The following is an 11,801-nucleotide window of genomic DNA, read 5'->3' on the forward strand; positions in this document are numbered from 1 at the left end:
ATGCTTTTTATTTATGCCAAATGATTTATTTGGACTTATACACCAATAAATGACGCAGTCATAAGATAGAGTATTGAAAGCTGTTATCTGATCGGAAGTAAAGAGGTGAAACTAGTGCAAACAGAAACCGTTGACTTTGGTTTTATATATAATGCAAAAAAACAGCAGCACATTTTTCCAAAAATGATTGTCCATTTCAGCAAATTATCAGAAGAATACAACATAAGAACCGTCTTGTTTACATTACAAAATCTGGATTTGGAGGAGCAGGCCATTAGCGGCACGATCATAGAAGGAGATCGGGTAAGTCAAGGATTTTGCGAATTACCCCCTCTTATTTATAATTTTGCCCTTCATTCGACCGAAGATAAAATTGGGAAAATGAGGCACTTAAGGAAAATGGAAAATATCATGGTCATCAATCCTGTTAGTCGTTTTGTTCAGGGCATCATTTTCGAAATGTTAGCCTCTTTAACAGGCTCTGAACAATTTCTCTTGCCCTCAGTAACATTAAATGCCGCCACTTTAACGGAGTATCTTCACAAGTACGATACGCTATTTCTTCTGCCGGAAAAAACATTCCATCCACCAAAAGCTGTCGTTATCAAAAAAACTCAGAACGACAACTACATGATTTGTATCGGCCAAAACGGACAGATATGCGAAAAGAACGATATTATTAACTATATCCAAAAAATGACGAACAACAAAAAACATATTCTAATGAAGGGAATCGAATGCTTTCAGTGGGAGAACGGCCCCTTAGAAGCCAGAATCTATCTTCAAAAGGACGCAAATGGAGGATGGTCCGTTACAACCATAGCGGCCAAGAACGGCATATTTTCAAGAAATGCATTCTGTTCTTCTAAAATAAGTGATATACTCTGCGATCCTTATCATAACAAAAATGTTGAGGAAACATTAGCCGATGTTTCTTTACGAATAGGAGAATTTTTAGATTTTTACATTCCCTTCATGGGGAGTTGTACACTTGATTATATATTTGATGAGAATGGTTGTCCCTACCTCATTTACGTTGCTGGTTTTGAACAAGATCCATACTTGTATCGTCACATGGATTCGGAAGCACAATCGAACCTTCTGAATAATGCTTTTCATTATCTGTTATTTCTTATGCATAACCACGTAACGGAAAGGGGGCAACGAAATGAAGTGGATCAAAGTGGAGAGAGAGGACATGGGGGGGATTGAAGATTCAGGAAATACGATATATGTTTCAAAAAATCTGGCAGACAAATTGAAAACTCAGACTAAACTGATATTTGGCCAAAACGAAATCCCCATCACAGTGCAAGCTTCATCCTCCATTGATGAATGTACGGGAGATCATTTTCATGATCCTGCTCTGATCCGGCTTTCCCAAAATGTGTTTGATCAGCTTTTGATTCAGAAATCTGCCACGTATCAAATACGCTATACCAACACAACCATTTATATCGGTCCAGTTATTGGCTTTTTGCTTGGCGACCAGCATTATTATTATCACCATCGCAGATTAAAGGAATTAACGGATGCTATGGGAGTTTATGAAAAAGTAGGGGGGCTTTTCATCGCGTTCAGGCACTGCTCCATAAGCTGGCGAGAAAAGTGTATTTATGGCCTGTACTTCAACTACGAGAACAAAAAGTGGGTATATGGCAAATTGCCTCTGCCGTCAGTCGTTTATCGAAGAGGATTTAATTCCAGGAATAATTTCGTTAACGAATGCAGCGACGTTTCCAATTGGGAAGTATTTAATGCTGTAAGGTTTGATAAATGGCAGTTGTATACTCAGTTAAAGAAAAATGATCGGCTGAACCCATATTTGCCAGAAACGGCATTATTAAGTGTTGACAGCTTGTCAGCGTTTCTTCATAAATATTCAAAAGTCATTCTGAAACCGAATAAGCTTTCTAGAGGCAGAGGGATATCGATTATCACATCCAAGCCTGACGGGACCCTCGAAGTTCATGATTATCGACAGTTTACCAATTTTACGATTCCCGAATCACAATTGGAGGATTATTTGCACGAAGGAAAATATTTGAAACGCGATTATATCATTCAGCCTTTTTTGGATTTAGCGCGAATCGACGGCAGTCCCTGGGATATAAGAGTAGTGATGCAAAAAAACAGATGGAAGCAGTGGGTTTGTAATGGAATAGAGTGCAGACTTGCAGGGACGGGGAAGATGATTACGAACATTTCCAATGGAGGCAGAGCGCTTGAGTTGAGTGAAGCGTTAACATTAGCCTTTGGTACCGAAGTGGATCCCACACAAGTGAGAAAAGATATTCACTCCATTTCGATGGAGTTTTGCAAAATGATGGATCAAACAGGATTCCATTTTGCTGAATTTGGATTGGATCTTGCTCTTGATCAACAAAAACATTACTGGTTTATAGAAGCTAATGTTCGCCCAACCTTTAAAGGATTTAAAACATTGGATGATGACATCTACCGGCGGATATGTTACGAACCCATTCTTTATTCAACTTCTATTGCCGGTTTTGGCTGGGAGGATAGCGATGAATCCGAAATATAAAATCATTCCGGACCTGCAGGCTCAAGACTGTTTGACGATCCATCCGAACACCGCGAAACAAAAAAATATTTCCGCCCTAAAAAAATGGTTTCTTCGTTTTGGCATCCAAGCGTTAGAAATTAAGCTGAAAATATCTTCTAGGTTAAACGAAAACGAAATGAAATTATCGATTGGGGTGATTGAGTCCTTAAGGATTCCTCTCAGCGGCCGTTACGAAATCCGGCGGGAGGGAAATGAAATTCTAATCGGGCCTTATATAGGTATTCTGACCGCATCAAAGAAGAGCAGTTTGGACGATAGCGTGCAATATTTATCCAACTACTTATACGATTATGACCGCATTGGCGGAGCGATTGTTGCTTTTTCACTAGAAGGCATGGATCCTTTCAAATATACAATAGAGGGATATATGTTTAACCCGGACACGAAAGAATGGGAACAAGGCGTTTATTCGTATCCAGCCGCCGTGTTTAAAACGATTTATCTTAACAAAAGCTGGAGAAATCATTTTCAAACGATTTTCGGCAACCGGCTATTTAACAGTTATGTATTCAATAAGTGGGAAATGTATAAATGGTTAAGTCAAGCATCTCACTTAAAGCAGTATTTGCCTGAGACGATTCTCTACAAAAAGCCAGAGGATCTTGAATCTTTTTTGAACCTTCACCGGCAAATTTATGTAAAACCGCTTCATGGCAGCATGGGTGAGAGAATTTTCAAGGTTTCCAAAAGCGAGGAACATGGCCTGAAATTGCAGTATCATCAAGATGGCATCCCTTATGAGATAACCTTTTCCAATCTCTTTAGCCTGGCTGATTTCTTCAAAAGCCAATTCAAGGGGAAAAAGTATATTTTGCAGCAAGCTCTTGACCTGATATCGTTCGAAGAAAAGAAAATCGATTTCCGCATCGTGATGGTAAAAGACCAGGCAGGTGTGTGGAATGATATGTGCATGGTGGCCAAATATGGCCAGCAAGGCAGCATTGTGACAAATATTTTAGCGGGCGGCACTGCCGAAATTGGAGAAATTACGCTGCAAAAAATATTTGGCCTTTCCACTGAAGAGGTCTTTAAGTGGCGAAAAGAAATATCGCGTATCGTACATGAAGCCGCACAAAGGATTGAACAATGCGGGGTACATTGCGGAAATTTAGGCATTGATATCGGCATAGACACCCAAAGAAGGATGTGGATCATTGAAATGAACAATCTAAACCCTAGTCCGTTGTTTGCTCTTGATATTCATGATCGTCCGCTGTTTTATCGAATAAAGCTTCTGAATATGCTTTATGCCAAGAGACTTGCCGGGTTTCCGGAGGGGGTATTATGAAGCGGTATATTCAATGGATTCCAGAGAAAAAATCCAACACGATTTTTCTTCCCGAATCAATCATAGAAGAAAGGGAAGTGATACCTCGGCGGATGATCTTACAAGTTGGCATATGGAAACAGGAAGTCGAAGTGGAGATTGATAGCGGCATACCTGAAAATACGATTGGCTTATCAAGCGCAATAAAACTGCCTTTCCAATTGCCGGAACACCTTCCATATAAAATAGAAATGAAAGGAAGAAAACTACATCTCGGCCCGGTGATTGCCTTTATGGCCTTCAAGGAAGAACGGGATATCACGCCTGAGTCATTAAATGCATATAAGGACTACTTAAGCAGCTACTCAGACATACGAGGACTCATTTATATTTGTGCAGCCAATAGAATCCATTCATCCGCCCAAACGGTTGAAGGTTATTACTATGACCCAGCTGCGAAAGAAGATGAAACTCCATGGAAGTATGGTTTCTTTCCGTATCCGGATGTCATCTACCGGAAAATAGATGTAAAAAAGCCAGTATATGATCAAATTATCTCTAAAGTTGGTGAGAATATGTTTAATTCCCATTTATTTAATAAATGGGAATTATGGCAATCGCTCTCCCCATATCCTTATTTGCGCGAACACTTGCCATATACCCAGCAGTTGGAAAACGTTCAAAGCTTGGATCATATGTTATCCTTATATGGATCCGTCTATTTAAAACCGATAGAAACAACCAATGAAAAGAGACTTTTCAAAGTGGATCAAACATGCGGCGGATATCGTTTTCTTGACGAATCTACGGGAGAAAGATGTTTTCATTCCAAAGAAGAAGCAGCGGAATTTCTTAACAGCTTAATAACGCATGAGGACTATCTTATACAGCAGGCAGTTTCGGCCAAGAGCTATGGAGATCACCGCCTTGATTTCCGAGTCATTATGCAAAAAAAACAGTTCTAAACATTGGAACTGTTCGGGCATTATTGCCCGTTTGGGGAACAGAACTGAAATTACCGCCAACTTTGACCGGTCAGGAATCTTTTTAACTGGAAAGGAAGCATTGAGGAAAGTTTTTCAAATGAACGAAAGAGAAGTATTTTTAAAAGAACAGGAAATGATTGATCTTTGCGTCTCAGCTTGCAAAACCTTTGATCAATGTGGAGGGAATTATGCGGATTTGGGCATTGATCTGATCATCGATGAAAACTTAAAAGTGTGGCTAATCGAAATCCATCCGCTGTATGACCACCAATTGCCTCTCTATTCGATCAAAGATAGGCAAATGTATTTAAAAGTAGTGACCGCTCCTTTCGAATATGCGAAATCTCTGGCTGGTTTCAGTTAATGAAGGCCGCTCCCTTGCATGCTTGGGCGGTGCGGCAACTGTCATTGTTAAAACGGGGAAAGTTGGCGGTAAATCCTATCCGGATGAAACTGGCACCTGTTATATCAATATTTTAAACTAAAGTTGTTATAATCGAAGTTATCTTTCTACCTTGACAGGAGAGAGGCCGATCACTTCGTCCAACCGGAACATCAATGTAACAGAAGCCTGTAACTCTTATTTATTCAAGGATTGAAGGATTTTGGTATTTTATGAAACAGATTTACTTTAACACTTTTCCCGAGAAATCTTCCTTTCCCTAAACGGAGTGAAGGGGGAGATGAATCGGGAAGTTTTTGATTCCTAAAAACGAACATATATTCCATAATCAAGCCATCCATAGACAAAGTAAAGAAGTATCTCACTTAGGAATATTGCCTGCGATGAATGTTTTTTTAACGATAATTGCGCCAAATGGGATGCTGTAATAAAAATATTGTCAATTTTGTTTTATTATATCATACGCTTTACTAAACCACTATTCATGCTTCCAAAAGCCGAAAAGAGGGGGGAGCTTATGTACAAACATATTGTCAAACGTGGAGAAACCATCTCTTCCATTGCGATGGATTATCGCACCTCCGTGCAAGCGTTGTTAAGCGCCAATCGTTTAACCATCTCTTCTATCCTCGTTCCCGGCCAGGCGATTATTATTCCTCATCTTCCTGCAAAAGGTTCTATTCCATATACAATCTATATTTCTGTCAGCCGCCGGCAGTTAACGTTAAAAAGGAAGGGGAGCATCGTTCGTACGTATCCGATTGGTGTTGGAAAAATGGTGACCGCAACACCTGTTGGCGACTTTGTCATTGTCAATCGCCAGCCGAATCCTGGCGGGCCTTTTGGCGCTATGTGGTTAAGTTTATCGAAGATTCATTATGGCATTCACGGCACCAATAATCCATCTTCCATCGGAAAATATGTGTCAAAAGGATGCATCCGAATGCACAACAAAGACGTACTGGAATTAGCTTCGATGGCGCCAAACGGAACAGAAGTTTTCATCCGTCCATAACATCAAGAAATGTTTTTTTACATCAGACGTTTAAGTGAAAGATTAATAAAAGGCTGAACGAAAGCAAGTGTCAGACTCCACAGCGCAATTATAGGACATAAATATTGGATCAATGAACGATATATTGTGAAATGCACGTGAGGTCAGGCACTGATGGGTCAGCCTTTTTGTTTTTTCAGCAATAGTTAACACATTAATACTTATAAAAAATAGAAAGTTCGGATTTAATTTGATCCGAACTTTCAGACTGTTGAAAAGAGAATCCCTCTTTTAAATAAGGAATACCGCCTGGAGATGATATAGCTATAAAAAGCAATCTCTTTGTAAAAGTGAAGGAATAAAAGTCGTTGCCCATTAAAACAAGTAATTGGTGATTTCTAGAAGCAATGATACGATGAGGTAGCGGCCGTTAATTATCAATGCTACGCCTGCAAAAGATTGCGAACACGATCTTGAAATTAAGGCAGCCGGGAATGGATCTCGTCATTTTCCCGAAATACAGCACTAGATGGGCATCATATACGACAGGAAAGATTAAATGCTGTTCCATATTTCTAATTTAATTTTTGATTCATAAAAGTTAATAGACCGATATATATATTTCATTGGATACCATCCAAAATAATATAAGGGGGAAACGGTCATGGCTAAAATTCGAAATGAAAAGTTGAACAAATCCGTTTTTGGAGGGCATGAGACAGTACGCGTAGCAGCAGTGCAAGCACCGCAAATTGTTTTCAACAAAGAAAAATCTATTGAAATCGCCTGCCAAAGAATCAAAGAAGCAGGAGCAAACGGCGCGAAATTAGTGGCGTTCTCCGAAACCTACATACCTGTCTTTCCGGCATACTATAAAGCCGGTTACGCGAGCCAAATCGATGAATGGTATGAGTGGAATGTAGCGCTTCAAAGCAACTCCATTGCCATTCCAAGTGAAGATACTGAAATCATTGGAAAAGCATGCAAAGACGCAGGGGTCTATTGTGTAATGGGGGTCAACGAGATCGATGATACCGATGGAGCGCGCACGTTATATAATACGCAAATTCTTTTTGGTCCTGACGGCTCCATACTCGGACGGCACCGTAAGTTAATGCCTACCTTTAATGAACGTCTTTACCACGGTCTGGGGGATGGCAGCGATCTAAGAGTGTATCAAACCGATATCGGACGAATCGGTATGCTTATTTGCTGGGAGCACCATACCATTTTGGTTAGAGCAGCCCAAATGTTGATGGGAGAAGAGTTCCATATCGCTAACTGGCCTGGAACTTGGACGTTCGGGCAAAAGACCGGCGATGGCAAGAGAAAAGGACGAATTTTCCACGCAACGACGGAACCAGGAGATCCATGCGATTTACAGTTTGCCATCAGAGAATACGCATTTGAATCAGGAAGCTTTGTCATCAGCGTGGCTGGTTTGTTAAGAGAACAAGACTTTGAACCTCAATATAAGCATTTTATTGATAGCCCAGAAATGGATTTCAGCTGGGCGGTAGGCGGCGCCGCAATCGTCAACCCATTTGGTGAATACATCGCCGGACCAGTTTATAACGAGGATACGATTGTTTACGCGGATTGCCATGCGAATGAGATCAAGGCGGCGAAAGTGGTATTTGACGGATTGGGCCATTATTCGAGACCAGATGCGGTTCAACTATTGCTGCATGATCATGAACAAAGAAATCTTCTCCGCAGCTCAAAAGGACTTTCCTACCAAGATTTGAAAAATATTTCTGAAAGCACAGAAGTGCCGCTTGAAAAATTAGAAAAAGTTCTTGAAAAAGTGGAGACAAAATTGAGCCAAAAATAAAAATGCGAGCGATAGAATCCTTATCTTTCAGCTATGGAGATAAGAGCGAGCGTCGGACGGGAGAGGGTGTTTGCTCTCTCACAAGTCCGACTATTTTTTACTGGATTTGTTAAATTATTGATCTAATTCTTTTTCTGGTGAATAAAACAAATATAATGAGAAAGAAAGCAGTCTTAGAATGTAAAATATTCATCAAATAAATGGTTCTTTTTCAACTAAATTGCTGAATAGCTCATAACATTTTATAACCTAATATCTGGATCATGATTTGTATGGATGCTATCACTGTCCGAGTTCTTGAAATTTCAAGACATTCGGGAAGGTGACAGCTTTTTTACGATTTCATTTGTTTCAATGTTTCTCTGATTCCTATCTCATAGGGAGTTCGCGGAACGGGACCGATTAATCTCTCGTATTGCTGCCGTCTAATACAACGGGTTTTTCGTTCAAATACATCATTTCAGCATATTCTCTCATAAAGGGGTCAAATAAGCCGACTAATTGGATCATCCATTTATATATCGGCTTTACGCGGATTTCTTTTTTTAAATATTCTCCAGCGATCTTGGCAATTTCCTTTCCGGAAATTGTACCGGCTCCAGGAATGTTCCATGCCTGCCCAAAAGCTTCTTCTCTCAGCGACAGCTCTACTAATGCTTCGGCTTGATATTTTTATGTAGAAAAACTCTCTCTGAGAGGAATAAATTATGTGGAGATGAGTGTAGGGGTAAAATATTCTATAATAATTCAGATAATGAATCGAAATAATTTGAAAAAGTAAATCCAATAATGCGCTAATTTACAGTCAGGAAGAAGTCATGATTCGCTGAATCTCCCTATCCCGAGCAGAGAATTGCAATGCAATATAGAAGGGGATGGGGGATTAGTCCCCCTTCCTGCTTATTACTTGAATATTTTCGCCTTTTTTAATAACGAGAAAAATCCTCGCTTATGGTTTTCTAAATCTTCTTCGACAGATTCATTTTCCGCTTTAAGAAAGGTTGTTTCATTTTTTAGAACCTTATCCTGCGTTTGGGAAGATGTTTTTGGAGGTTCGTCATGAAAGGTTGGTTCTGCTGACGGATGTGGAGGTGCTGCTTGAATTTCTTGGCTAGAAGAATCATTTGTTTCTATCTCTAGTGTTTCTTGCACATTCTCTACCATTATGGAAACAGCGGCGCTCTCTATTGGAGATGATACGTTTGTTTCGTCTAAACCCTCGCTTTCTGTTTCTGGATTTTCAGATTTTATCTCTTCAAAAATTTCGCGGTCGTCAATATTTTCGCTTTTTTCTTCTTGAACAGCAGTGGGATTTTCATGTTCGATAAGAATTATATCATCATGAATTTTTTCTTCAGCCTGTTTGGACATAGCTGGATGTGTTGTCCATTGCTCAGCCGCCTTTTCCTCTATATGTGTGATTGGCTCTTCCTCTGTTGCTGCTTTCAGTCTGGTAGTTGATTCAAGTATATCGTCACTAACTAATGTATGGGTAAGGCTTTGGATGTCTGAAAGATCATCTTGAGGGTCTGTGTCTAATAGTGTTGGTGTTACTGGATTGGGTGATTTATCATCATCCTCTCCCGACTGCTTATGTTGAAATGGTTGGTGAGTGCTTTGGAAAGGTTGTTCAACTCGTACATTTTTAATCTGGCTGGATTTCTGAGGATATACATTGGACGTTTGCGGATTCATTTGGTTTTGACCTTTCTTTTTAACCGGAGATACAACGATTGATTGCTGTGTTTCATCAATGAATTCCTGTAATTTTAGAAAGCTATTGGTAGGTGGTGATGTCGTGTTTCCTGTCTGTTTCTTTATAACAAGACTTTTTTGCGAAGGAGTTATTTCTTTTGGTTTCTCTTTAACAGGAGGAACTTCTTGTTGAGTTGCTAACAGTTGTACTAATTGTGACAACATTTCTTTCATTTCGTTCGTTTCTGAGTTGGGAGAATCCTCGTTTTTCTGTTCCACTATTTCTGTTAACTCGGAAAGCTGCTTTGATATTTTTTCTATCTCTGTCGCAAAATGAGATGTCTTTTCGAGAAGGGTTTCAATTTCAACATATTGATGTAAAATATGTTTTTGTAAAACCGCCATATCTTTTTGTTTTCCCGTGTCTAACTCTGATAACATTTCTTCGATTGTATGAAATTTTTTCGTTAAGATGCGGACTTCTTCTTTTAAATCTTCTGTTTCTTGTTTTTGTGTAAAGAAAACGTCTTTCAACTCTTCAAAATCCCTTAAAACCTTATTGATGTTTTCTTTCAAAAAATCATTATTTTTTTCCATCGTCTTGATCCTTTCTGTCCAAGATGCAAATGATTCTAATTGTGATTTGAATGAAAGATACTCATTCATAAGAGCGCGGTGGGAAGAGAGTTCTCTCTCCAATGCCTGTGTTTTTTCCCCCATGATCTCTTTTTCTTTTTCCAGCTCAGCTTGCCTTTGTTTATAGTTAGATAAGTCACTTAATAAGGATTGGATTTTTTCTTCATTTGCTTCTACTTTTTGCTGAAGAACGAGATTTTCATTTTTTAATTCTTGAATCTCATTATGCAATAAGCGATTTTCTTTTTTTGTTTCCTCCAACTCTGTGGATAAGCGGTCAATCTCATGATTTTGAGTGGAAATCGTTTCTTCATAATCATGGCATTTCTCTTTAAGCTGGGCGTTTTCGGTTGTTAACTGTTCCATTTGTTCTTGGAGATGGTTCCGTTGTTGATCAGATTGAAACGAAGCAAGCAAGGTTTTGTATTTTTCCAGTTCTGATTTGAGGTGGATAATTTTTTGTTCCAATTGGATGCTTTTATGTTCTTCGTTCACGACCTCACCACCTTTTTTGGCGATTTTTCACATAGGAAATGCCCATTTCTTTACAATTGTATGCAAGAGCCTAATAAAGGTTGACATGGAAAACCATTTGCGCATATTAGGAAATTTAGGCATTGATACTGTCACTCATGATGGCGAATTACATAGTATAGAGTAGCCTGAAAAAATCATGAAAGGAAGGTTGCTCGATGGCAATTAACTTAGAGCAGTTTGCCCAAGAATTTCGCCCTGAGTGTATTCAAGTATGTAAAGTATATGACTGGACAACAAACGTTGTGGCGATCACACGAGATATCCCATTTACTTTCCCTACAGGTTCTCTCGCTGGTTTAACAAATCTTACAGCTGATTGTTCACTGACGCTTTTAGAATGTACGGAAGAGGGTCGCCGTGATATTGAATGCATGGTAGGAGATGAAACAGTCGAACTTCAAGCCGTTACATTAACCAAAACGATTTCCGTTACTTTAGAAGTGACAGGAACAAACGAAGCTGGCGCACAAGTGACTGTAACCAGCAACCCAGTAACGATTACAATAACTGAAGAAGTGATTCTTTGCGCACCAGAAGGCACAACCGTATGTTGTACATCTACATCAGATACTTTCAACGGCTGCCGAGTGATTTCATTTACACCGCCAGCAGCAGGTGTGGATACGATTACTGCGACAATTTTTGCGAGAGTTTGTCAAAATATTGTCGTCACATTTGAAGTTATTTTAGAAGTGTTTGCGAAGTTTTGCCAACCTCGTCCGCAAATTATTTGTGAGGACGAATGTCCAGTCGATGTATTTCCACCGCAATGTCCAACTATCTTTCCGCTTAACCACGAATAATTTTGCAAATGAGGAGAGTTCCAAACTCCTCACTATTTGGAAAAAGAGGGGATTTCCTC

Annotated in this window: 9 protein-coding genes; 8 read left to right on the forward strand and 1 reads right to left on the reverse strand. The window is 39.5% G+C overall.

Annotated elements, in window-relative coordinates:
• Positions 1–114 precede the first annotated feature (114 nt).
• From DER53_RS11760 to DER53_RS11790, 7 genes are all read left to right on the forward strand, one after another.
• Positions 115–1,212 (forward strand): YheC/YheD family protein, encoded by a 1,098-nt coding sequence (locus DER53_RS11760; RefSeq protein WP_062754340.1) that lies wholly within the window; start codon positions 115–117, stop codon positions 1,210–1,212.
• Positions 1,169–2,545: a YheC/YheD family endospore coat-associated protein gene (locus tag DER53_RS11765; RefSeq protein ID WP_062754338.1), complete on the forward strand. Its 1,377-nt coding sequence runs from the start codon at positions 1,169–1,171 to the stop codon at positions 2,543–2,545. Before DER53_RS11760 ends, DER53_RS11765 begins: the two co-directional genes overlap by 44 nt.
• 157 nt (positions 2,546–2,702) lie before the next feature.
• Complete coding sequence (locus DER53_RS11770) at positions 2,703–3,875, forward strand: YheC/YheD family endospore coat-associated protein (RefSeq protein ID WP_167317826.1); 1,173 nt, start codon at positions 2,703–2,705, stop codon at positions 3,873–3,875.
• Complete coding sequence (locus DER53_RS11775; RefSeq protein WP_121910049.1) at positions 3,872–4,819, forward strand: YheC/YheD family protein; 948 nt, start codon at positions 3,872–3,874, stop codon at positions 4,817–4,819. The genes DER53_RS11770 and DER53_RS11775 overlap by 4 nt, the downstream gene beginning before the upstream one ends.
• Positions 4,782–5,204 (forward strand): YheC/YheD family protein, encoded by a 423-nt coding sequence (locus tag DER53_RS11780; protein WP_167317827.1) that lies wholly within the window; start codon positions 4,782–4,784, stop codon positions 5,202–5,204. Before DER53_RS11775 ends, DER53_RS11780 begins: the two co-directional genes overlap by 38 nt.
• A gap of 556 nt (positions 5,205–5,760) precedes the next feature.
• Positions 5,761–6,258, forward strand: coding sequence for a L,D-transpeptidase family protein (locus tag DER53_RS11785; RefSeq protein WP_062754333.1), 498 nt, complete (start codon positions 5,761–5,763; stop codon positions 6,256–6,258).
• Positions 6,259–6,901: 643 nt separating this feature from the next.
• A complete protein-coding gene (locus DER53_RS11790) occupies positions 6,902–8,071 on the forward strand; it encodes a carbon-nitrogen hydrolase family protein (RefSeq protein ID WP_062754331.1) in 1,170 nt (389 codons plus the stop codon).
• 903 nt (positions 8,072–8,974) lie between these two features.
• Here the strand turns inward: DER53_RS11790 and DER53_RS11795 are convergent.
• A complete protein-coding gene (locus DER53_RS11795) occupies positions 8,975–10,897 on the reverse strand; it encodes a hypothetical protein (RefSeq protein ID WP_062754329.1) in 1,923 nt (640 codons plus the stop codon).
• Between the two features lie 197 nt (positions 10,898–11,094).
• On the opposite strand from DER53_RS11795, the gene DER53_RS11800 reads away from it, so the two are divergent.
• On the forward strand, positions 11,095–11,742 hold the full coding sequence (locus DER53_RS11800; protein WP_062754327.1) for a BMQ_0737 family morphogenetic spore coat protein: 648 nt from the start codon (positions 11,095–11,097) through the stop codon (positions 11,740–11,742).
• Positions 11,743–11,801 lie beyond the last annotated feature (59 nt).

It is taken from the genome of Parageobacillus toebii NBRC 107807 (assembly GCF_003688615.2).
GTDB classification, from domain to species: domain Bacteria; phylum Bacillota; class Bacilli; order Bacillales; family Anoxybacillaceae; genus Parageobacillus_B; species Parageobacillus_B toebii.

What these genes read in the sequence shown, in the direction of transcription:
- DER53_RS11785 (WP_062754333.1), top strand. Translation starts at nt 5,761, where the DNA reads ATGTACAAACATATTGTCAAACGTGGAGAAACCATCTCTTCCATTGCG.
- DER53_RS11775 (WP_121910049.1), top strand. Translation starts at nt 3,872, where the DNA reads ATGAAGCGGTATATTCAATGGATTCCAGAGAAAAAATCCAACACGATT.
- DER53_RS11770 (WP_167317826.1), top strand. Translation starts at nt 2,703, where the DNA reads ATGAAATTATCGATTGGGGTGATTGAGTCCTTAAGGATTCCTCTCAGC.
- DER53_RS11790 (WP_062754331.1), top strand. Translation starts at nt 6,902, where the DNA reads ATGGCTAAAATTCGAAATGAAAAGTTGAACAAATCCGTTTTTGGAGGG.
- DER53_RS11800 (WP_062754327.1), top strand. Translation starts at nt 11,095, where the DNA reads ATGGCAATTAACTTAGAGCAGTTTGCCCAAGAATTTCGCCCTGAGTGT.
- DER53_RS11765 (WP_062754338.1), top strand. Translation starts at nt 1,169, where the DNA reads ATGAAGTGGATCAAAGTGGAGAGAGAGGACATGGGGGGGATTGAAGAT.